The sequence below is a fragment of the Craterilacuibacter sp. genome, from assembly GCF_051659485.1.
Lineage (GTDB): Bacteria > Pseudomonadota > Gammaproteobacteria > Burkholderiales > Chromobacteriaceae > Craterilacuibacter.
On record NZ_JBOFOO010000238.1, the window covers coordinates 1 to 22,697 of the forward strand.

General features: G+C 60.7%; 20 protein-coding genes. 16 read left to right on the forward strand and 4 right to left on the reverse strand.

What is annotated here, in order from left to right:
- The 4 genes from ACRC1E_RS08370 to ACRC1E_RS08385 form a co-directional block, all read left to right on the forward strand.
- Positions 1-1,242, forward strand: a 1,242-nt coding sequence (locus ACRC1E_RS08370; protein WP_438514643.1) for a sodium:solute symporter family transporter, incomplete at its 5' end; no start/stop codon positions are given.
- A 68-nt stretch (positions 1,243-1,310) separates the two neighbouring features.
- The gene (gene acs / locus ACRC1E_RS08375) at positions 1,311-3,275 is read left to right on the forward strand and encodes an acetate--CoA ligase (protein WP_438514644.1); all 1,965 of its coding nucleotides are present in this window, start codon (positions 1,311-1,313) and stop codon (positions 3,273-3,275) included.
- Between the two features lie 142 nt (positions 3,276-3,417).
- Complete coding sequence (locus tag ACRC1E_RS08380; protein WP_438514645.1) at positions 3,418-4,305, forward strand: DUF808 domain-containing protein; 888 nt, start codon at positions 3,418-3,420, stop codon at positions 4,303-4,305.
- A 22-nt stretch (positions 4,306-4,327) separates the two neighbouring features.
- A complete protein-coding gene (locus ACRC1E_RS08385) occupies positions 4,328-6,397 on the forward strand; it encodes a methyl-accepting chemotaxis protein (RefSeq protein WP_438514646.1) in 2,070 nt (689 codons plus the stop codon).
- A gap of 45 nt (positions 6,398-6,442) precedes the next feature.
- Here ACRC1E_RS08385 and ACRC1E_RS08390 read toward each other — a convergent pair whose 3' ends face one another.
- On the reverse strand, positions 6,443-6,652 hold the full coding sequence (locus tag ACRC1E_RS08390) for a diguanylate cyclase domain-containing protein (RefSeq protein WP_438514647.1): 210 nt from the start codon (positions 6,650-6,652) through the stop codon (positions 6,443-6,445).
- Between the two features lie 226 nt (positions 6,653-6,878).
- Between ACRC1E_RS08390 and rsxA the strand changes: the two genes are divergently transcribed.
- From rsxA to ACRC1E_RS08435, 9 genes are all read left to right on the forward strand, one after another.
- Positions 6,879-7,460, forward strand: a complete 582-nt coding sequence (gene rsxA, locus ACRC1E_RS08395; RefSeq protein WP_438514648.1) for an electron transport complex subunit RsxA — start codon at positions 6,879-6,881, stop codon at positions 7,458-7,460.
- Between the two features lie 12 nt (positions 7,461-7,472).
- Positions 7,473-8,036 carry an electron transport complex subunit RsxB gene (gene rsxB, locus ACRC1E_RS08400; RefSeq protein ID WP_438514649.1) on the forward strand — a complete coding sequence of 188 codons (564 nt, stop codon included), beginning with the start codon at positions 7,473-7,475 and terminating at the stop codon, positions 8,034-8,036.
- Positions 8,033-9,889 carry an electron transport complex subunit RsxC gene (gene rsxC / locus ACRC1E_RS08405; RefSeq protein WP_438514650.1) on the forward strand — a complete coding sequence of 619 codons (1,857 nt, stop codon included), beginning with the start codon at positions 8,033-8,035 and terminating at the stop codon, positions 9,887-9,889. The genes rsxB and rsxC overlap by 4 nt, the downstream gene beginning before the upstream one ends.
- Before the next feature lies 1 nt (position 9,890).
- Positions 9,891-10,928 (forward strand): RnfABCDGE type electron transport complex subunit D, encoded by a 1,038-nt coding sequence (locus ACRC1E_RS08410; RefSeq protein ID WP_438514651.1) that lies wholly within the window; start codon positions 9,891-9,893, stop codon positions 10,926-10,928.
- The gene (rsxG, locus tag ACRC1E_RS08415; protein WP_438514652.1) at positions 10,921-11,538 is read left to right on the forward strand and encodes an electron transport complex subunit RsxG; all 618 of its coding nucleotides are present in this window, start codon (positions 10,921-10,923) and stop codon (positions 11,536-11,538) included. The genes ACRC1E_RS08410 and rsxG overlap by 8 nt, the downstream gene beginning before the upstream one ends.
- Positions 11,539-11,549: 11 nt before the next feature.
- Complete coding sequence (locus ACRC1E_RS08420) at positions 11,550-12,251, forward strand: electron transport complex subunit E (RefSeq protein ID WP_438514653.1); 702 nt, start codon at positions 11,550-11,552, stop codon at positions 12,249-12,251.
- Complete coding sequence (gene nth / locus ACRC1E_RS08425; protein ID WP_438514654.1) at positions 12,251-12,883, forward strand: endonuclease III; 633 nt, start codon at positions 12,251-12,253, stop codon at positions 12,881-12,883. Before ACRC1E_RS08420 ends, nth begins: the two co-directional genes overlap by 1 nt.
- Before the next feature lie 130 nt (positions 12,884-13,013).
- Positions 13,014-14,444, forward strand: a complete 1,431-nt coding sequence (locus ACRC1E_RS08430) for a DegQ family serine endoprotease (protein WP_438514662.1) — start codon at positions 13,014-13,016, stop codon at positions 14,442-14,444.
- 56 nt (positions 14,445-14,500) lie between these two features.
- Positions 14,501-15,205: a type 1 glutamine amidotransferase gene (locus tag ACRC1E_RS08435; RefSeq protein ID WP_438514655.1), complete on the forward strand. Its 705-nt coding sequence runs from the start codon at positions 14,501-14,503 to the stop codon at positions 15,203-15,205.
- Positions 15,206-15,259: 54 nt separating this feature from the next.
- On the opposite strand, the gene ACRC1E_RS08440 is transcribed toward ACRC1E_RS08435, so the two are convergent.
- Positions 15,260-15,727 (reverse strand): CYTH domain-containing protein, encoded by a 468-nt coding sequence (locus tag ACRC1E_RS08440; protein WP_438514656.1) that lies wholly within the window; start codon positions 15,725-15,727, stop codon positions 15,260-15,262.
- Positions 15,728-15,744: 17 nt separating this feature from the next.
- Positions 15,745-19,011 (reverse strand): DUF748 domain-containing protein, encoded by a 3,267-nt coding sequence (locus ACRC1E_RS08445; RefSeq protein WP_438514657.1) that lies wholly within the window; start codon positions 19,009-19,011, stop codon positions 15,745-15,747.
- Between the two features lie 165 nt (positions 19,012-19,176).
- Here ACRC1E_RS08445 and ACRC1E_RS08450 point away from each other — a divergent pair, with 165 nt between their 5' ends.
- Both ACRC1E_RS08450 and ACRC1E_RS08455 read left to right on the forward strand, forming a co-directional pair.
- The gene (locus ACRC1E_RS08450) at positions 19,177-19,332 is read left to right on the forward strand and encodes a hypothetical protein (protein WP_438514658.1); all 156 of its coding nucleotides are present in this window, start codon (positions 19,177-19,179) and stop codon (positions 19,330-19,332) included.
- A gap of 19 nt (positions 19,333-19,351) precedes the next feature.
- Complete coding sequence (locus tag ACRC1E_RS08455; protein ID WP_438514659.1) at positions 19,352-20,692, forward strand: glutamine synthetase family protein; 1,341 nt, start codon at positions 19,352-19,354, stop codon at positions 20,690-20,692.
- A 51-nt stretch (positions 20,693-20,743) separates the two neighbouring features.
- Here ACRC1E_RS08455 and ACRC1E_RS08460 read toward each other — a convergent pair whose 3' ends face one another.
- A complete protein-coding gene (locus tag ACRC1E_RS08460) occupies positions 20,744-22,042 on the reverse strand; it encodes an acetyl-CoA hydrolase/transferase family protein (RefSeq protein ID WP_438514660.1) in 1,299 nt (432 codons plus the stop codon).
- 182 nt (positions 22,043-22,224) lie between these two features.
- Between ACRC1E_RS08460 and earP the strand changes: the two genes are divergently transcribed.
- Positions 22,225-22,697 (forward strand): elongation factor P maturation arginine rhamnosyltransferase EarP (gene earP, locus ACRC1E_RS08465; RefSeq protein WP_438514661.1); only part of this gene is annotated, 473 nt, incomplete at its 3' end.

Sequence of the window (22,697 nt, forward strand, 5' to 3'; positions counted from 1 at the left end):
CCGGTACGCCTGTTTGCCGCCACCGGCACGCTGGTCGTAGTCGCCATCTACCTGATCGCGCAAATGGTGGGTGCCGGCAAGCTGATCCAGCTCTTGTTCGGCATGAGCTATAGCTCGGCAGTGATTCTGGTTGGCATCCTGATGATGCTGTACGTACTGTTCGGCGGCATGCTGGCCACCACTTGGGTGCAGATCATCAAGGCGATCATGCTGCTGTCGGGTGCTTCGTTCATGGCCTTCATGGTTCTGGGCAAGGCTGACTTCAGCTTCAGCAATATGTTCCAAATGGCGGTGGATGCACACGACAAGGGCATCAAGATCATGGAGCCGGGCGGTCTGGTTTCCAACCCGATCGACGCGATCTCGCTGGGTCTGGCCCTGATGTTCGGTACTGCTGGCCTGCCACACATCCTGATGCGCTTCTTTACCGTGTCTGATGCCAAGGAAGCCCGCAAATCGGTGTTCTACGCTACCGGCTTTATCGGCTACTTCTACATCCTGACCTTCATCATCGGCTTTGGCGCGATCTTCCTGGTACTGAACCAGCCAGGCATGATGGAAACCGTGGTGAAGAACGGCAAGGAAGTGACCCAGCTGATCGGCGGCAACAATATGGCTGCCATCCATCTGTCTGAAGTCGTCGGCGGCAACCTGTTCCTGGGCTTTATCTCGGCCGTCGCCTTCGCCACCATTCTGGCCGTGGTTGCCGGTCTGACCCTGTCCGGTGCTTCGGCGGTGTCGCACGACATCTACGCCTCGGTGATCAAGAAGGGCAAGGCTAACGAGAAGGACGAAATGCGCGTCTCCAAGATGACCACCATCGCACTGGCCGTGATCGCCATGCTGCTGGGCATCCTGTTCGAGAAGCAGAACATCGCCTTTATGGTCGGCCTGGCGTTCTCCATCGCCGCCTCGGCCAACTTCCCGGTGCTGTTCCTGTCCATGTTCTGGAAAGGCCTGACCACCCGCGGCGCGGTGCTGGGCGGTGCCATCGGTCTGGTGAGCGCAGTCGTGCTGATCATTCTGGGGCCGGCTGTCTGGGTTGACGTACTCAAGAACGAGACCGTGCTGTTCCCGTACAAGAACCCGGCCATCTTCTCGATGACTATGGCCTTCTTCTTTACCTGGCTGTTCTCTGTAACCGACAACTCCAAGCAGGCCGTGTTGGAGAAGTCCAAGTTTGATGCCCAGTTTGTCCGTGCCATGACCGGCATCGGCGCTGCAGGTGCATCCAAGCACTAAGTCTTCACTCAAGTCTGTCACCGTGCCTTTAGGGGCACGGTCTGAAATAAATCAAAAAGGAATAAGCCATGTCCGCCCTTGAATCAATCCTCAAAGAAACCCGTAGCTTTGCGCCATCCGACGACTTCCGTCGCAAGGCCACCATCTCGGGGATGGAAGCTTACAACGCACTGTGCGAAGAAGCCGACGATCATTACCTGTCTTTCTGGGGCGACTTGGCTCGTGAAGTCATTAGCTGGAAAAAACCGTTTTCCCGCGTACTGGACGACAGCAACGCTCCCTTCTTCAAATGGTTCGACGATGGTGTGATGAACGTCTCGCATAACTGCATAGACCGCCATCTGCCGCTGAACGCCAACAAGATCGCCATTATTTTCGAAGCCGACGACGGTGAAGTCACCCGCCTCACCTACGCCGAGCTGTATCAGCGCGTATGCCAGTTCGCCAACGGTCTCAAAAGCCAGGGCATCAACAAGGGTGACCGTGTCGTCATCTATATGCCGATGGTGGTTGAAGCCATCGTAGCCATGCAGGCATGCGCCCGTATCGGCGCCATCCACTCGGTGGTATTCGGCGGCTTCTCCGCCGGCGCCGTACGCGACCGTATCCAGGATGCCGGCGCCGTAGCCGTGATTACCGCCAATGAAGGCCTGCGCGGCGGCAAGACCGTTCCGCTCAAAGCCACCGTCGACGAAGCGCTGGCCATGGACGGCTGCGAAAGCATACGCAATGTCATTGTCTACCAGCGCACCAATAGCGGTGCCAACTGGGTTGAAGGGCGCGACATCTGGTGGCACAAACTGACCGAAGGTCAGGCCGAGCATTGCGAGCCGGAGTGGATGAATGCCGAAGATCCGTTGTTCATCCTCTACACCTCCGGCTCCACCGGCAAACCTAAGGGCATCCAGCACAGCAGCGCCGGCTACCTCTTGGGTGCGGCCAACAGCTTCCGCTGGGTATTCGACTACAAGCCGAACGACGTCTTCTGGTGTACCGCCGATGTGGGCTGGATCACCGGCCACTCTTATGTTTGCTACGGCCCGCTGGCCAATGGTGCTACCCAGGTGATTTTCGAAGGCATCCCGACCTACCCGGATGCCGGCCGCTTCTGGCGCATGATAGAAAAACACAAGGTCACCACTTTTTACACCGCACCGACCGCGATCCGCTCGCTGATCAAGCTGGGCGGCGATCTGCCCAAGCAGTATGACCTGTCCAGCCTGCGCATCCTCGGCTCCGTGGGCGAGCCTATCAACCCGGAAGCCTGGATGTGGTACTACGAAGTCGTTGGTGGTGGCCGCTGCCCTATCGTCGACACCTGGTGGCAGACCGAAACCGGCTCGGCGATGATCTCCCCGCTGCCGGGTGCAGTTCCCACCAAGCCAGGCTCGTGCACCCTGCCGCTGCCGGGCATCATCGCCGACATCGTCGACGAATCCGGTGCTCAGGTCGAACCGGGCCGTGGTGGTTTCCTGGTGATCAAGAAGCCGTTCCCGTCCTTGGTACGCACCATCTGGAACGACCCGGATCGCTTCAAGAAGACCTATTTCCCGGAAGAGTTCAACGGCCAGTACTATCTGGCGGGCGACTCGGCCAACCGCGACGAGAACGGCTACTTCTGGATCATGGGCCGTATCGATGATGTGCTGAACGTATCCGGCCACCGCCTCGGAACCATGGAAATCGAATCGGCACTGGTCGCCAACCCGCTGGTGGCAGAAGCCGCCGTGGTCGGAAAACCGCACGATATCAAGGGTGAGGCCGTGGTGGCCTTCGTGGTATTGAAGGGTGAACGCCCTGAAGGTGAAGCCGCCAAGAAACTGGCTGCCGAACTGAAGAGCTGGGTCGCACATGAAATCGGCAAGATCGCCCAGCCGGACGATATCCGCTTCGGTGAAAACCTGCCCAAGACCCGCTCCGGCAAGATCATGCGCCGCTTGCTGCGCTCCATCGCCAAGGGCGAGGAAATCACCCAGGACGTATCCACGCTGGAAAATCCGCAGATTCTCGAGCAACTGCAACAGGGCCTGTAAACCCACTTTCCTGTCAGAGGTCTGACGCTACCCGCACCTTAATGGTGCGGGTTTTTTCATTGCGCCACCGCAAAATGACAATCAAATAGCAGATCCCAGTTTTGTCGGCTAAAATAGCCTATTTGCCGTTATGGAGACCATCATGGCCGCCAGCAGCCTGCTTGCCCTGATCGACGATATCGCCAGTATTCTCGACGATGTGTCGCTGATGACCAAAGTCGCCGCCAAGAAAACCGCCGGCGTACTGGGCGATGATCTGGCGCTGAATGCGCAGCAGGTGTCAGGCGTCAACGCCGAGCGCGAACTGCCGGTGGTGTGGGCCGTGGCCAAGGGCTCCTTCATCAACAAGCTGATTCTGGTGCCGCTGGCACTGGCCATCAGCGCGCTGGCGCCATGGGCAATCACCCCGCTCTTGATGCTGGGCGGCACTTTTTTATGTTTCGAAGGTTTTGAAAAGCTGGCCCACCCTTATCTGCATCCAGCCGAAGACCGTGAGCACAAGGCAGAGCTATCCGCCGCACTGGCGCAGCCTGACATCGATATGGCGGCACTGGAACAGGACAAGATCAAGGGCGCCATACGGACCGACTTTATCCTGTCGGCCGAGATCGTGGTGATCTCGCTGGGCACCGTAGCCGGCGCCAGTTTAGGCCAGCAACTGATGGTATTGGCCGGCATTTCCATACTCATGACCGCCGGTGTCTACGGCCTGGTTGCCGGCATCGTCAAACTCGACGACGCCGGGCTGTGGCTACTGCAGCGCCCGACCCGCACCGCGCGCAGCCTCGGCCGCGCCATCCTCGCTAGCGCACCGTGGCTAATGAAAACGCTATCCGTAGTCGGCACTGCCGCCATGTTTCTGGTTGGCGGCGGCATTCTGGTACACGGCATCGCCCCCTTGCACCACAACATAGAAGCACTGGGTGAACTGTCCTTTGTACTGCCTACACTGGCGAACGGCGTCACAGGCCTGATCGCCGGCGCACTGGTACTTTTGCTCGTCAGCATGGTCCAGAAACTGCGTGCCTGAATTTTAATCGAGACTGCCCCGAATGAAATCTTCGTTTTCCCTACGCAAACTGCTGCTGCGCCAGACCCTGATATTGGCACTGATTCTGATCGCCGGCACCTTGCTCATCCTGCAGCAAAGCCTGCGCCTGACCACAGCAGAAACCGCCAGCCGCCAGCTCAGCGATGCGGAGCTGGCCTTCAAGGATGTGCGCTACCACGTCATCCAGGTGCAGCAGTTTCTGACCGATGCCTCCGCCGTAGGCGAAGCCGAATTTGCCGATGCCCGTGCGCATCGGGACCAGGCGCAAAAACTGCTGGCACAATTGCGCAAGCAGCAACCGGAGATGGCCAGCGAGATTGATGCCATCAACACGCGCATCCCCTCCTTTTACGCTACAGGCGAAAAGATGGCGCATGCCTATATCGCCTCGGGGCGCGAGGCCGGCAATGCCATCATGAAGGCGCCGGGCAACGGCTTTGATGCCGAAGCGGCCAGTTTGGCACAATCGCTGGGGCAGCTCTCGACCAAACTGGATCAAAGCCATGCCACGCTGGCCCAGCAAAAGGACAGCAGCCAGCAAGGCATGATTTACACCAGCATCGCAGTCTCGCTGCTGGCACTAGTCCTGTTACTGACCGGCAATATCCACCTGGGCCGACGCCTGTTTACGATTCTGGGAGGAGAGCCCGCCCACACACAAATGCTGCTAAGCGACGTGGCCAACGGCAAGCTACGGCTGGCAAGCGAAGGCCAGCACGTACAAGGCAGCGTACTGGCCAGCCTCGGCTTCATGGTGCGCCAGCTGACACGTCATATGCGCGAAATCCATCAGGCCAGCCAACAAATTGCCGTCTCGTCCTACCAGATCTCCGAAATAAGCCAAAACACCGTCAGCCTCAATCGCGCCCAATCCGCTCAGTCGTCCAGCGTGCATGAGGCCTCGGACAAGGTGCTGACCGCCGCCCATAGGGTCAAGATACTGTCCGACCAGACGCTGGAACAAGTTGAAGAAACACGCAGCCGCGCTGTCAGCGGGCTGAAGGTAGTGGAACTGGGGCAGGCCGAAATGCAGGCCATTGCGGACAAGACCCGCGAAGCAGAAACCAAGGTCGAAGAACTGAAGCAGGCTGGTCTGGATATCGGCCAGATTATCGATGTGATCCGCCATATCACCGAGCAGACCAATATCCTGTCACTGAATGCGGCCATCGAAGCGGCGCGTGCCGGCGAGCAGGGGCGCGGCTTTGCCGTGGTGGCCGACGAGGTACGCAAGCTTGCTTCCCGCACTTCATCGGCCACCACCGAGATCATGCATATCATCGAGCGCTTTTCCGCCTTGCTAGAAGGTAGCAGCGCCGCCATCAACGCCATCGGCAATAGCACACAAGCGGGTATCCGCCAGTCGGACGATACCACCCTCGCCATCCGGGGCATCGTCCAAAGTGCAGAGGCCACGCGTCTGGCCGCACAGCAGATCCATCAGGTGGTCGACCAGCAAAACGACTGCATGCAAGGCCAGCAGGCACAGCTCTCTACCTTGTACCGCACTCTGGAGCAGAGTACGGAGCGGGTTCACACCACAGAGCTGATCAGCCATGACCTGTATGAAGTCACACGCAAACTGCGCGAACTGATGACCGAATTCGAGTTTGACGGTAAAAACGAAGTCCAGATGCAGATGCACGAGAAGCGCACCAAGCCGCGTGCCGATAACAAACTTCTGGTAACGCTGGAGCAAGCAGGTCTTCGTCTTGAGTGCGTCAGTACCGATTTATCGCTCTCGGGCATGAAGCTGCGCCTGCCGTCTGCCCTACCCCAGCAGCAAGGCAAGGTCATGCTTGCCATCATGACGCCGTTCGACAATCTGGACACATACCGCAGCCAACAGCCACTGCAGTTAAGCGCGCAAATCGTCTGGCACAAGGCTATCGATGGCCAGACCATGCTGGCGCTCAATTACGAGCAGCCTATCCCGGCGGATAAACGCAAGCGCCTGGAGAGCTGCTTCGAATTTCTAGGCAAGGCGGCACATTTCGAACTGAGCGCCCCCTCCGTTCCAACACCTGTAACAGCTGCAACAGCAAGCGCCCCGCAGCCTGCGTACAACTAGGCTGCCGCCCACGCCACTGAAAACGGTCAGGCGGTCACCTCGACGTCAGGCCGGCAAGGCTTCCCCATGCCGGCAGACCTGATTGCGGCCGCTACGCTTGGCCTGATACATCGCCTCGTCCGTCTCGCGAATCAGGCGTTCGATATCGGCCTTGTCCGGTACCCACAACGAGAAGCCTATGCTAGGCGTTATCGTCAGCACGCCTGCTCGTCTATTCAGGCGCCTGATCAGGCGCCTCCCGACCTTCAAAAACACCCGCTCGCTCTGCTCTGTCAGCTACATCGCGACCACTCAAATACGATGCGCGCCAAAGCGCGGCCATTAACAATGCCATAAAAATAAAGCAATTTAGCTATCAACCGCCTCCCCTACGCCGCCTAGCCTTTGCCATACTGGCCAGGAATCCACTTTCGAGCAAAAGCTTGTAGCACTTGCTCGAAAACCGGATAATTTCGTCCTTTGCCCGAACGCGAGCTTTGTCATGGACTTCGGCCACTATCTGCTCATCCTGGTTGCCACCGTACTGGTGAACAATGTGGTGCTGGTGCGCGTACTGGGCCTATGCCCGTTTATGGGGGTATCCAAAAAGCTGGAAGCCGCCATCGGCATGGGCGCGGCGACCGCTTTCGTGCTGACGCTGGCCTCCGGCACCAGCCATCTGATCAATACGGCCTTGCTGGCACTGGGGCTGGAATATCTGCGTACGCTGTCGTTTATCGTGGTGATTGCCGCCATCGTGCAGTTCACCGAGATGGTGATCCACAAGACCAGTCCGATGCTGTATCAGGTGCTGGGCATCTACCTGCCGCTGATCACCACCAATTGCGCGGTACTGGGCGTGCCGCTACTGAACGCACAGGAACAACACAGCTTTGCCGAATCGCTGGTTTTCGGCTTCGGTAGCGCGGTGGGCTTTTCGCTGATCCTGATCCTGTTCGGTGCCATGCGCGAACGACTGGAAGGCGCCGACGTGCCCGCCCCGTTCAAGGGTTCGGCCATCGCCTTCGTGTCGGCCGGGCTGATGAGTCTGGCGTTTATGGGTTTTTCCGGTCTGGTCAAATAAGAAAGATAATAAATGAGCGGTTTTCTGACAGCGCTGGCCATCATGGCGGGACTCGCCGTGCTGCTGGGCGCGATTCTGGGCTTTGCTTCGGTGCGCTTTCGCGTCGAGGCCGATCCGCTGGTCGACAAGATCGACGCCATCCTGCCGCAGACGCAATGCGGCCAATGCAGCTTTCCCGGCTGCCGCCCTTATGCCGAAGCGATTGCTGCGGGCGACGCCGACATCAACCATTGCCCGCCCGGTGGCGAGGATGGCATCCGCAAACTGGCCGAGCTATTGGGTGTGGACTTCAAGCCGTTTGACGAAGGGGCGGCCGAGCCCAAACCGAAATCCGTTGCCATCATCGACGAAACCACCTGCATAGGCTGCACCTTGTGCATTCAGGCTTGCCCTGTCGACGCCATCGTGGGGGCGGCCAAGCAGATGCACACCATCATTGCCAGCGAATGCACCGGTTGCGAGCTGTGCCTGCCGCCGTGTCCGGTGGACTGCATCCAGATGGTGCCGGTCGGCACCACGGTGGCCAACTGGAAGTGGTCGTATCCGGTGATCCCGATCAAGGTAGTCAAGGCATGAGACAACTGTTCAAGTTTCACGGCGGCATCCATCCGCCCGAGTGCAAAGATCTGTCCAGCACGACGCCGATAGCCATGCCGCCCTTGCCGGCGCGCTTTGTCGTGCCGCTGGGCCAGCACTTGGGCAATCCGGCCAAGGCCTGCGTAACAGTGGGCGAGCGGGTGCTGACCGGCCAGCGCATAGGCGAAGCCGACGGGCGCATCTCCGCCGCCGTGCATGCGCCTGGCGCCGGCATCATCCGCGCAATCGGCCCGCAGGCCATCGCCCACCCTTCGGGTCTGATGCAGGACTGCATCGTGATAGACAGCGATGGCAGCGACCAGCGCATTGCACTGACTCCGCTGACGCACTGGCAGGATGCCGGCGATGACGAGGTCCGTACTTTCTTGCGCGATATGGGCGTGGTCGGCCAGGGCGGCGCGGTATTCCCCACCAGCCTGAAGCTGGGCGTATCCGAACTTGATACGCTGATTGTCAACGGTGCCGAGTGCGAGCCGTTTATCAGTTGCGACGACAGGCTGATGCGCGAACGCGCGGCCGATATCGTCGCCGGCATCGCCATCGCCGCCGCGCTGATGCACCCGCGCGAGGTTCTGATCGGCATTGAAGACAACAAGCCCGAAGCCATTGCCGCAATGCAGGCGGCCTGTGCCGGCACGCGCTTCGAAGTCGTCCCCATCCCCACGCTGTATCCGTCCGGCGGTGCCAAGCAGCTGATCCGCATCCTCACTGGCAAGGAAGTGCCGCACGGCATGCGCTCCACCGACATGGGCGTGCAGTGCTTCAACGTCGGCACCCTGTATTCGGTCAAGCGCGCCATTATCGACGGCGAGCCGGTCATCAGCCGCATCCTGACCCTTAGCGGTGCGCTGGCGCGCCCTTGCAATATCGAGGCACGCATCGGCACGCCGTTCAGCCACCTGCTGGACTGGGCCGGTATGGCGCCAGACAACACAGGCGTAATCATGGGCGGGCCGATGATGGGCTTTGACCTGCCCTCGCTGGAGGCTGGGGTCAGCAAGGCCAGCAACTGCCTGATTGCCAAAAGCCGCACACTATTCCCGCCGCGCCCACCCGCCCTGCCTTGCATCCGCTGCGGCGAATGTGCGGGGGTGTGCCCGGCCCAGCTGCAGCCCATGGATCTTTACTGGTTTGCCAAGGCCAAGGATCTGGGGCGTGCACAGGAAGCCCATCTGTTCGACTGCATCGAATGCGGCGCCTGCAGCTATGTCTGTCCCAGCCAGTTACCGCTGGTCGATTTTTACAAGTTTGCCAAGGATGAAATCTGGGCCGCCGAGCGCGACAAGAAGGCTGCCGACCGCGCCCGCATGCGCCACGATTTCCGCCAGCTGCGCCTCACGCGCGAAAAAGCGGAAAAAGCCCAGCGCCTGGCTGCCCGCGCCGCAGCGCAAACCGAGGCTGCGACGCCCGCTGGCACGACGGCAAGCGAGGACAAGGCAGCGGCCATCCGCGCCGCCATGGCACGCGCCGCAGAGAAGAAAACAGAAACCGGCGAACAAGCCGTCAAGGCTGCCCCCAGCGATGATGCCAAGCGCGCGGCCATCGAAGCGGCCATGGAGCGCGCCGCCGCCAACAAGGCGGCCCGCGAGTCGGCGGTCAGCACCAGCGGTGGCGATGATGCCAAGCGCGCGGCCATCGAAGCGGCCATGGCGCGTGCCGCCGCACGCAAGGCGGCACAAAGTGATGTCGTGACCACAGAGACCGTAACCGCGAGCCCTGCGGCTCCGGCACCCCCCGCCAAACCCGTCATCGACGAGGCCAAGCGCGCCGCCATCGAAGCGGCCATGGCGCGCGCCGCTGCCAAAAAAGCCGAAAGCAAAGGGCAAGACTGAAATGCATGCTCCCTATATCGCCAAACCGGCCACGGTGTCGCTCATCATGGGCAAAGTACTGCTGGCGCTCGTGCCGGGCATTGCCGTCAGCGTCTGGTTTTACGGCATCGCGGTACTGGTGCAGCTGGGCTTAGCCAGCCTCACCGCACTGGCAGCCGAAGCCGCCATGCTGCGCCTGCGCGGCCTGCCCGTCGCCCCCTTCCTTAAAGACGGCAGCGCACTACTGACCGCGTGGCTGCTGGCACTATCCATGCCGGCACTGGGTGCGTGGTGGCTGATCGTGGTGGCCACCTTGTTTGCCATCGTCGTAGGCAAGCAGCTGTATGGTGGACTGGGCAATAATCCGTTCAATCCGGCCATGGTCGGCTTTGCCGTCGCCATCGTGTCGTTTCCGGCGCAAATGGCGCACTGGGGCATGGCACACGGCCCACTGGATGCCGTCGGCCAACTGGCATGGATTTTCACCCGCCAGCTGCCCGCAGGGCTGACACTGGATGCAGTCTCGATGGCGACGCCGCTGGATTATCTAAAAACCCAGTTACTGCTGGGCGGCAGTGATATCAGCAGCCTGCGTCAGGGGCCGATGTTCGGCCAAATCGCCGGCGTTGGTAGCGAGTGGGTGGCACTGGCCTATCTGGCCGGCGGCCTTTACCTGCTGCAGCAGCGCGTCATCAGCCTGCAGGCGCCGCTGGCGATGCTGGCGGGCCTGAGCCTGCTGGCCATCCCCTTGTGGTTATGGAATCCGGCGCACTATGCCGACCCGCTGTTTCATCTCCTGGCTGGCGCCACCCTGCTGGCGGCCTGCTTTATCGTGACCGACCCGGTGAGTGCCCCCACCAGCGCGCGCGGCAAACTGATCTTCGGCTTCGGCGTCGGCGTGCTGATCTATGTGATCCGCGTGTTTGGCGGCTACCCGGATGCCGCCGCCTTTGCCGTGCTGCTGATGAATATCGCCGTGCCGCTGATAGACCAGCTCACCCGCCCGCCGGTGTTCGGCGCGCACAACCGGCCGGCCAAAAAGGACAGCAAACATGCGTAACGCCGCCCGTCAGGCCAAACGCAGCGCGCTGACCCTGCTGGTCTTTGCGCTGGTCACCACCGCCGTCCTAGCCCTGACCTATGCGCTGACGCGCGACACGGTACGTGCCAATGAAGATGCGGCCCGTACCGCGCTGATGGCGCAGACCCTGCCCGAGGGCAGCTTCGACAACAGCCTGATAGCCAGCCCGGTAGCACTGGACACAGCAAGCCGGCACACGCTGGGGCTGGCCGACGATGCCAACGCCTATCTTGCGCGCCGTCAGGGCCAGCCGGTGGCGGTGGTGTTCGAGACGGTGGCACCCAATGGCTATGGCGGCAAGATCCGTCTCTTGGTCGGCATGCTGGCCAACGGCAAGGTCAGCGGCGTGCGCGTGATTGCGCATAAGGAGACGCCGGGCCTGGGCGACTATATCGACAGCGCCAAAAGCCGCTGGAGCGAACAGTTTGCCGGCAAAGATACGCACGCACGCTGGAAAGTCAAAAAAGACGGTGGCGACTTCGACTACATCAGCGGCGCCACCATCTCGGCACGCGCGGTCACCGCCGCCGTCGGGCGTGTCGCCACCCTGTTCAATGCCCAACGCCAGCAGTATCTGGCCCAACCATGAAGGAGAGCGCGATGGAATCCGCCGCCGATAGCAAGCCCTGGCGCGCCATCATCCATAACGGCCTGTGGAAGCAGAATGCCGGTGTGGTGCAATTACTGGGGCTGTGCCCGGTACTGGCCGTCAGCAGCAGCGTGGTCAACGGTGTCTCGCTGGGACTGGCCACCACGCTGGTAACCGCCCTCGCCGGCGCTGCCGTATCGGGCTTGCGCCACTACATCCCGAATGAAATCCGCAACCCGGTATTTATCCTGCTGATTGCAGCACTGGTGACCTGCGTCGATCTGGCGATCAATGCCTGGCTGCACGGCCTGTATCTGGTGCTGGGTATTTTCATTCCACTGATTACCACCAACTGCATCGTGATGGCGCGGGCCGAAGCCTATGCCTCGCGCAATACCGTGCCCGAGGCGGCACTGGATGGCTTGATGATGGGACTGGGGCTGACCGCGGTACTCGGTGTTCTGGGGGCGATGCGCGAACTGATAGGCCGCGGCACGCTGTTTTCCGGCGCCGAACTGGTACTGGGCGATATCGGCCATGCGCTGACGCTGCACATTGTACCGGCCGATGCCGGCTACCAGTTTTTACTGGCGCTGTTGCCACCGGGCGCCTTCTTTGGCCTGGCCTTGCTGATTGCCGGCAAAAACTATCTGGATGCGCGCGCGCGCACCAAAGTGCAACAAGCCATTCTCTCTCCGGCGACGACCCTCTGATGAATCCAGCCAAACGCCGCGCCATCTACCAGCACCTGCAAGCCGACAACCCGCACCCGACCACCGAACTGGAATACGACAGCCCGTTCCAGCTCCTGATTGCAGTGCTGCTGTCGGCGCAGGCCACCGATGTCGGCGTCAATAAGGCCACACGCCGGCTATTTCCCGTCGCACCGACCCCGGCAGCGATGCTGGCACTGGGCGAAGAACGTCTGGCCGAAGCGATCCAGACCATAGGCCTGTATCGCACCAAGGCCCGCAACAGCATCGCCACCTGCCGCTTGTTACTGGAAAATTTCGGCGGCGAAGTGCCGCATACGCGCGAGGCGCTGGAAAGCCTGCCCGGTGTCGGCCGCAAGACGGCCAATGTGGTACTCAACACCGCCTTCGGCATCCCCGCCATCGCTGTCGATACCCATATTTTCCGCGTAGCCAACCGCACCGGCCTCGCGCCGGGTAAAGATGTACGTGAAGTCGAAGACAGGCTCACCCGCTTCACCGCGCCCGAGTTCCGTCAGGATGCCCACCACTGGCTGATTTTACTGGGCCGCTACACCTGCAAGGCCAGAAAACCGGAATGTGGACGCTGTTGTATCGTCGATCTCTGCGAATATCCGGCAAAACCGTTATGATTGATTGATGCAGCACTTGAAAACATGGCCCCATGCTGCATTTCAACCGGGGCAGGCAGGCTAAAACTGCCACAGTAAAGGATTTGTTGTGAATATTACCCTGCGCACCCTCGCCGTCACCCTGATCGCCATGGTCACGCTCACGGGCTGCGACAAGCTTGAAGGCCTGTTCAAGGGCGAACAGCCTATTTCCAAGGTCGCCGTACCGGCACAGGATGGCCGCGTGCAGATGCTGCTACCGGACTTCACCATGCTGGTCGAGCGCGATGGCCCTTCGGTAGTGAATATCCAGGCGACACGCGGTGGCGAAAACATGGCCAGCCCGCGCCAGAGCCAGCTACCCGGCGGCATTCCGGAAGACGACCCCTTCTACGAGTTTTTCAAGCGTTTCGTCCCGCCCGACCAGCAAGACACACCGCAGGATGAAGGCATCTCCTTCGGGTCGGGCTTTATCATCAGCGAAGACGGTTACATCCTGACCAATGCCCATGTCGTTTCAGGCGGCAGCCAGATCAAGGTCATGCTGACCGACCGCCGCGAAATGAAGGCCAAGCTGGTGGGTCTGGACAAGCGCACCGACGTGGCCGTACTCAAGATCGAGGCCAGCGGCCTGTCGACCGCCAAGATAGGCAACCCGGGCGAACTCAAGGTCGGCGAATGGGTGGCTGCCATCGGCGCACCGTTCGGCTTCGAAAATACCGTCACCGCCGGCATCGTCTCGGCCAAGGGCCGCAGCCTGCCCGATGAAAGCTATGTGCCGTTTATCCAGACCGATGTGGCCATCAACCCGGGCAACTCCGGCGGCCCGCTATTCAACCTCAAGGGCGAGGTGGTCGGTATCAACTCGCAGATCTACAGCCGCTCCGGTGGCTTTATGGGCATCTCCTTCGCCATTCCTATCGACATCGCCATGAATGTGGTCGAGCAGCTCAAGACCAAGGGCAAAGTCAGCCGTGGCCAGTTGGGCATCCATATTCAGGAGCTGACCCAGGAGCTGGCGCAATCCTTCGGCCTCGAGCGCCCACATGGTGCGCTGGTCGTGCGCGTGGAGCCGGATGGCGCAGCCGCCAAGGCCGGCGTGCAGCTGGGTGACATCATCACCAAGCTCAACGACAAAGTTGTGGACAGCTCGCGCGACCTGCCTATGCTGGTGGGCGCCATGCAGCCGGGCACGGAAGTGAAACTGACACTGTGGCGCAAGGGCAAGGAAGTCGTCGTCACCGCCCGTCTGGCCGAGCTACTGGCCGAACAGGGCGAAGCGCCAGCGGCCAACGGCGAGTCCCAACCTTACAGTTTTGACAAGATAGGCCTGACAGTGACCGAACTCAATGCCGAGCAAGCCAAGGCACTGGGCGTCAAAGGCGGCCTCTTGGTGCAAAGGGCACAGGGCATCGCGGCGCGCTCCGGCCTGATGAACGGCGATGTGATCATAGGCATCAACCAGAACGAGGTCGCCAGCGTCAAGGGCTTTGAGCGCGAGCTCAACAGCGCCCGCGGCAACGTGGCCTTGCTGGTGCGGCGCATGGACAACACCCTGTTCATTCCGTTGAAAATAGAATAATGACTATCGCCGCCCCCAAGGGGGCGGCATTTTTTTGTCTGCTGCAAGGGGAAAACATGAAACCGGTCGCCATTTTTCAGCATTACCCGGGAGAAGGTGCGGGCTACTTCGCCGAATTCGCCGAACGCGTCCACCTGAAAACCAGGCTGTTTCAAGGCTATGAAGGCCAGGCCCTGCCCGAAAGCTGCCGCGACTACGCAGGCTTGGTGGTGATGGGCGGGCCGATGAGCGTACGCGACCGCCTGCCCTTTGTTGAAGCGGAAAAACGCCTGATAGCCGAAGCCGTCGCGCTGGATATTCCGGTGATAGGGCATTGCCTGGGTGGCCAGCTACTGGCCGAAGTCCTGGGCGGCGAGGTCATCACCAATGCCGGCGGCAGCGAAATAGGCTGGCATCCGCTGCAAGCCAGCACCCCGGCCGCGACCCACTGGTTTGGCGCGGCCGATGGCGTCGAGGTTTTTCACTGGCACAGCGAAAATTTTACCCTGCCTGCAGGCGCACAATTACTGCTGGCCAGTGCACACTGCCCGCATCAGGCCTTTAGCCACGGCATCCATCTGGGCATGCAGTTCCATATCGAGATGACCAGCAGCATGCTGGAGCACTGGAGCGAATGCGAGGACGAACTGGCGCCGCACTTGGGCAAACCGGGGGTACAAGAAGCACTGGAACTCAAGGGCAATGCGACACAGAGAGTGCTGGCCTCGAATGCGCTGGCCGAACACGCTTACCACAAGTGGGTACAGGCACTCAAAACTTGAACCCGGTACAGTACGCGGCCATGCCGCGTACTGGCGCTCACGAGTGCCGGCACCTCACCATGCTTTAAACGGGCACCGCATCAGTGCCGAATTGTAATAGCGTGCCTGCCCGGTCACCTCCTCGCCCAGCCAAGCGGGCCGGGCAAAGACTTCGTCTTCACTGCCAAGCTCCACCTCGGCTACGATCAGGCCGGCGTTGTCACCCAAAAACTCATCCACTTCAAAGGTATGTGCGCCGGCCATCACCAGATGGCGCCGTTTGTCGATCACGCCCGGCTCGCAAAGCGCCAGCAGCGCCTCGGCCTCAGACAAGGGAATTTCCTTTTCCCATTCGTAACGGCTGGCTCCCGAGGCATTGCCTATGCCCTTGACGGTGATAAAACCCTGCCCGTCCTTGACGCGCACCCGTACCGTACGCTCGGGCACCGATGACAGATAACCCTGGATAATGCGCTGTATCTTGCAGACTTCAGCGCGAAAATCCCCCTGAACCAGAAATTTGCGTTCTATTTCTTGTGCCATGTATCCCCTTCCCCGTTTCAGTTTGCCGTGCTGTCCAGCTTGATGGCCAACTCGACACCATTGGCATCCGAGCCCACCTTTTGTGGCGCCCCAAAATCCACGCGCGCCGCCAGCGCCGCATCGGTGGTTAGCATGATGGCGCGCACAGCCTCGGCACGGGCCGTGGCCAGCGCCGCCAGTTCGCTATCCGTAACCGGCGTGCCTGCAATCAGCTCGTCGCGTAAAGCGGCATAACGCTTGTCGTTATCCGGCAAGGACAATAACCGCTGCATCAGCTTGATCCGGCCTATCTTGTCGACGTAGACCGCCTTCACCGCATCCCGGATCACCGCGTCCCCCATATCCGGCAACGGCAAGGGTTCGCCCGGCAATAGCTGGAACCGGGCTGCGGCCAGAATCGCGCGATCGATACGCGAACGCGCCAGCTCCTTGCGGTCGACGTCGGCGTAACGGCCACCGATCTCGAGCTTGAGATTGGGGCGTTTGCTCAGCATGGCCGCCAGCTGATCCAGCTTCTCGCGCTCGGGAGGCGCCACCGCCACCTCACCCGGTACTGCATACACGGCATCAAATCCTTCACCGCCCAGCAAGGCACCCAGCGCGCGAAACGGTGCGGTTGCCACCTTGGTCACCACATTCTTGATCGCCTGCCACACCAAGTGGCCGACGCTGAACTCGGGGTCGTCCAGACTGCCGCTAATCGGCAGATTCAGGTCGATGCGCCCGTCGCCGTCTTCCAGCAAGGCCACCGCCAGACGCAGCGGTAGACGCGTACCCTTGTAGTCCGGCAACTCTTCACCCAGTTTGAGGCTGTCGATGACCACGCGGTTATCGGCCTTGAGCGCGCGCTTATCCAGCTGGTAATTGACATCCAGACTCAGACGGCCATCCTCGACCTGCCAGCCGGCAAAGCTCATCGAATACGGATTCAGGCTGTGAATCGGGATATTGCGAAACACCAGCGCGATATCCAGATCATCGGTCACCGCCTGTGGCGACAAAGCACCCTTGATGCGCACATCGCCATAGCGGTCGACTTCACCGGCAAAAGCCAATGTGGCACGGCGATCGGCCCGGGTAGAGATACCCAGCACCGAACCGTTCAGGTCGTGCATGCGTGTACCAAACGCGGGCTTCATCGCCAGATCGGCAAACTCGAGCTCGCCCTTGACCACGCGCACGGTACGAATATCCAGTGCATAGATGCCAGTAGCCGGTTTGGCTGGCGCGGGCGTTGCGGCAGCCGCCTTGCCGGCAAACAGCTTCTCTACATTGCTGCTGCGGTTTTCATCCAGCAGGAAACGGGCAAGCGGACGCGTCAAACGCACTTCGCTGATACGCGTCGCACGCGCATCAGCCTGAATGCCGCTCACCTGCAAGCGCTGCCATGCCAATAGCGGCTGTTTCTGCCCCGGCTCCATCACTGCCAGACGCGCAATATCCGCCTTGCCCGCCAACTGCCAGCGCGCGCCCTGCCAAGCAGCATCCAGTTGCGCCGAAGCGTTGCCCGAACGCAGGGTCAGCGGGGTGCCGGCCAGTACATAAGGCGCCAATGGCCGCAGCGGCACACTATTGAGCATCAGCTGCAGCTTGCCGCGAGCCGCCACCGTATCGAGCTTGCCCTTCACCGCCACGCGTCCGCCTTCCAGCTGCCCGGCCAATGCCAACGCCAGCGCGTCCCCTTCCGGCGTCAGTTCGCCGGCAAGATCCGTCAGCGCCAGCGTCAGCGGCGTGGCCATCGCCTCGTCACGCCAGCGCACGCTGCCACCGGCCAATGCCACTTGCGGCAAGGCAATCTGCCAGTTGCCGGCGGCTTCGGCCTTGGCCGGTACGGCGGGTTTGCGTATTTGCAGCGCGTCCAGCACATTCAAGCGGCCGTTTTTCGTCTGCTCCAGCTCCAGCTGCAAGCCCGCCAAGGCAAGCTTACCGGCATCCAGCAGCGCTTTACCGGTGTCCAGCCGCGCACCCTCCAGCTTAATGGAGGCCAGTTGTAGCCAGCGCGCCTCGGCACTTTGCAAAGCCAGACCCGACAATTGCCCGTGAATATCCTCCACTTGCAGCGCACCATCGGGCGACAATCTGATCGCAGCCGACAAGGCCGGCAGCTGACCGGAGATACGCAGCGGACGGACGAAACCGGCATCATCAAGGGTAAAGCCTGCATTGGACAGCGCCACGCGATCCAGCGCCAGACTCAACCCTGGCGAGGGCTTGGCCGGCGCAACGGATACCGTCTTAGCTGCAGGCAATGCGGCCAGCCAGTCCAGCTGCCCCTTGCCATCACGTAGCGCATGAAGCTGCAAACCATCCAGCCTGATGTCGTGCACGCGGGCCCGCAAGCCATCCAGCACAAAGCTGCCCCCCGTCACGGCCAGCGTATTCAGACGCAGCGGATGACCGCTACCGGGCGCCTTGAATTCCAGTGCAGAGGCAGTCAGCGACACATCAGGCAGAATCAGTTCCGGCTTGGCATCCGGCATGGCAAAACGGTAACGCGCCGTCAGCGACACCGCCCCTTTGGGCGCAGCCAGATTCAACGAGGATTGCACCCAGGGCCAGACGCTGGCCAGCTTGAGTTGCTGCAGCGTGATTTCACCCTGTGATGCCAGCGGCGCGAGGCCGATTTGCCCCTGCCACGCCAGACGCGCGCCATCATTCAGCCGGGCATCCAGATGCAGGCGGCCATTTTTACCCGGTGCACTGGACAAATCATTCAGTGTCAGATCAAACGGCGTCAGCGCCATCTTGCTACCCGTAGCCTGCGCATCATCCACAACTACCTGCCCCTGACGGATGCGCAGTGCTTCGATCAACAGCGATGGCAGGCTGTCGTCCTCTTGCTTGGGCGCGGCACTTTTCGGGCTAGCCGCCTCGATCAGGCGCGCCCAGTTCCAGACCCCGTCGCCCCCTCTGGCCAGCGAGAGTTTAGGTGCGCCCAGACTCAGCTCGGACAACTGCCAACGGCCGGCCAGCAAAGCCCATGGCTCGGCATTGAGTACCAGCTTGTCGGCACTAAACAGCGGCGCCCCTTGAGCGTCACTCAGGCTGACTTGCCCCAACTCCACGCGCATGGACCACGGTGCGATATCAACCTGACCCAGCTTCAGCCGGTAACCGATGCCCTGCGCCCAATCGCTGGCCGCTTTTTGCACCATGCCAGGCGCCAGCGCATACAGCCCACCCCAGACCAAGGCCAGCAAGACGAGAACAAGGAGGAGGATTTTCGCTATGAGACGCGGCCATAAGGCCGGTGCAGCAGGGCGTTCGGATGCAGCTTGGGTCATGAAATTTATGGGTTATGGTATTGGATAGTGCCAATGATGGCACAAGCGCCACACTCCATAGCCGTCATCACGATTTTATTAGCCGCGGCCCAGCACTTTCCCATAGGATAGCCGTTTAGCATTTTAAACGGCTGCATGATACGCAGCCTCAAGCAGGAGCTTCTTATGCCCCCAGTCCCATGGCCTGCCCCCAGAGACAACCTTGCCTTGGCCAGCATCGACGACCTGAACGACAGGCGTGCCTTTCTGATCCTCGCCCAGCGCAAAAACGCGCTGGTCAACTTTGCCCGCCGCGCGACCAGCTCCGGCGCCCATCCTTAATACCCAGACCGAGGTCCTTATGCAGCAAGCAGAACAAATCAATCAATGGCTGGACGAAAACCGCATCACCGAAATCGAATGCCTGATCCCGGACATGACCGGGTTGGCACGCGGCAAGATTGTGCCGCGCCACAAATACAATCCCGCCGAAGGCCTGCGCCTGCCTGAAGCCGTACTCTCCATGACGGTAACCGGTGACTATCCCGAAGAGGACTTTACCTCCGTCTCCGACCCCGACATGCGTCTGGTACCCGATATTTCCACGCTGCGCCCGGTACCGTGGGAAAAAGAACCTACTGCCCAGATCATCCATGACTGTGTGAACTTTGATGGCACGCCGGCCGAGCTCGCACCACGCAATGTACTCAAACGCATCCTCAAGCTCTATGAAGACGCCGGCCTCAAGGCCGTCGTCGCTCCGGAGATGGAATTCTATCTGGTCGAGATACAGCCGGATGAAGACATTCCGCTCACGCCGCCCGTTGGCCGCTCCCGCCGCACCGAAGCCGGACGCCAGAGCTTTTCCATTGATGCCGTCAACGAATACGAAGGCATCTTCGATGTGATGTATGACTGGTGCGAAGCGCAAGGCATCCAGCTGGATACCCTGATCCATGAAATGGGCACCGCCCAGATGGAGATCAACCTCGACCACGGCGACCCGCTGGCGCTGGCCGACCAGGTCTTTTTGTTCAAGCGCACCGTGCGCGAAGTGGCCATCCGCCACAATATGTACGCCACCTTTATGGCCAAGCCCATGCAGGGCCAACCGGGCAGCGCCATGCATATCCACCAGAGCGTGCTCGACATCAAGACCGGCCAGAATATCTTCTCCAAAGAAGACGGCACACCATCCGACGCGTTCTACCATTTTATCGGCGGTCTGCAGACCTATCTGCCACCGGCCATGCCGTTTTTTGCACCATATGTAAACTCCTACCGTCGCTTGTCGCGCTACACCTCGGCGCCGATCAATCTCAGCTGGGGCTTCGACAACCGCACCTGCGGCCTGCGCGTACCGCATTCGCCTCCTGCCGCACGCCGGGTAGAAAACCGTCTGCCAGGCGTAGATACCAATCCGTATCTAGCCATCGCCGCCAGTCTGGCTTGCGGCTATCTGGGCATGCAGGAAAAGATACAGCCGTCCAATCCACTGACCGGCAGCGCCTACGAGCAACCGCACCAGCTACCGCGCCATCTGGATGACGCAGCCGATATGCTGCGCGCGTGCGAACCGCTGGCCCGCGTATTTGGCCGCCACTTTATCGACACCTATAGCGCGATCAAGGAAGCCGAGTACCGCGAGTACTTTGATGTAATCAGCCCGTGGGAGCGCCGCTTCCTGTTGCTGCACGTCTAAAAACAACAGGGCCGGTCTAGACCGGCCCTGTCTTGCCATCCAAGACCGCACTTACAGCAAATTCATCTTCTTGGCCGCAGCGGTGAGTTCGCCACGGAAATCCGGGTGTGCAATCGCGATCAATGCCTGCGCACGCTGCCTGAGACTCTTGCCGCGCAACTGGGCCACACCGTATTCGGTCACCACATAGTTCACGTCATTCTTGCTGCACGACACGAAGGTGCCCTCAGTCAGGGTCGGGCTGATACGCGAGACCGTGCCGCCCTTGGCAGTGGATGGCGTCACGATAATGCCGCGCCCGCCGTTGGAGCGGTTGGCTGCACGAATGAAGTCGGTCTGGCCGCCGGTACTGGAGAATGGCTTGTAGCCCAGACTTTCCGAGCCGCACTGGCCGGAGAGATCGACTTGCAGCGTGCCGTTGATCGCCACCAGATTGTCATTCTGCCCGGCGATAGCCGGATCGTTGACGAAATCGGACGGACGCATTTCCAGCATCATATTGTGGTGCATCGCCTTGTACAGCCGGTCCGTCCCCAGCGCGAAGGTCGCAATCATCTTGCCGGGCAGGAAATTTTTCTTGCGGCAGCTAATCGCCCCGCTTTCCCATAGCGAAATAATGCCGTCCCCTATCATCTCGGTATGAATCCCCAGATCGCGCTTGTGCGCCAACTGGGTCACCACCGCATCGGGAATGCCGCCAAAGCCGATCTGCAAAGTGTCGCCATCGTTGACCAGTTCGGCCACATAGGCACCGATGGTCTGCTGTACTTCACCGATTTCGCCCAGCCCCACCTGGCGCAGCGGCAACTGGCTTTCGACCACGGCCGCCACCTGCGAGATGTGCAGATGACACTCGCCATAGGCAAACGGTACGTTCGGGTTGACCTCCAGCACGATGGCGCGTGCGCGGCTCGCGGCGGCCATCGCATAATCGGCACCCAGGCTCAGTGCAAAATAACCGTGCTCGTCCATCGGGGAGGCAATGGCAAACAGCACATCGGCCGGCAGCTCGCCGCGCTTGATCATGCGCGGTATTTCGGAGAAATGGTTGGGTACCAGATCCGCCCAACCTTCCTGACAGGGTTTGCGCGTCGTGCCGCTCAGAAAATAGGCGACATGGCGCACATGGTCCGTGGTTTGCGGGTCGTAATAGCCGTAATTGCCCAGACCCAGCAACTGATAGACCTTGATGTCACGGAAACGGCGACGGGCCTCGCCCAGCGCAGCGAGCAACTCGGGCGGCTCACTGGCGGCCGTCGGCACGATAATACTGTCACCATCCTGCAGTAAGGCCAGTGCATCGGATGCACAAACCCGCTTTTGTCGGTAAAGCTCGCTTACATTTATCATTATTTTCTCCTTTGGCGGCAGATAAGCCATCCGTCAATTATGCCGATAGTATTATTATTTGCACACAGAAAACACCGAACAGTGTTGCAGCCACCCAGCCAATCCACCAAGAAACACTGACGATGCTTTCGCCGCCGCCGCCATGGCGCTACCATGACGCCCTTTTGCATTCGGAGCGGCAGATGAAACGCCAGCACTGGGATCTGTTCTGCAACGTCATCGACAACTATGGTGATATCGGCATCGCCTGGCGCGTAGCGCACCAGATTGCGCACGAATACGGGCAGACAGTCAGGCTGTGGGTCGACGATATGGCAAGCTTTGCCCGCATCGAACCGATGCTCAGCGCCACACGCCCCATGCAGATGCTGGAAGAGGTCGAAATCCGCCACTGGCCGCGTGAATTCCCCGCGGATGTCGCGGTAGCGGACATCGTGATCGAGGCCTTCGGCTGTGCCCTGCCCGAGACTTATCTGACAGCCATGGCTGCACGCGAGCAAAAACCGGTGTGGGTAAATCTGGAATACCTGTCAGCCGAAGACTGGATAGAAGGCTGCCACGCCCTGCCTTCGCCGCATCCGCGTCTACCACTGACCAAGTGGTTTTTCTTCCCCGGCTTCAGCGAAAAAAGCGGCGGGCTGATCTGTGAGGCCGG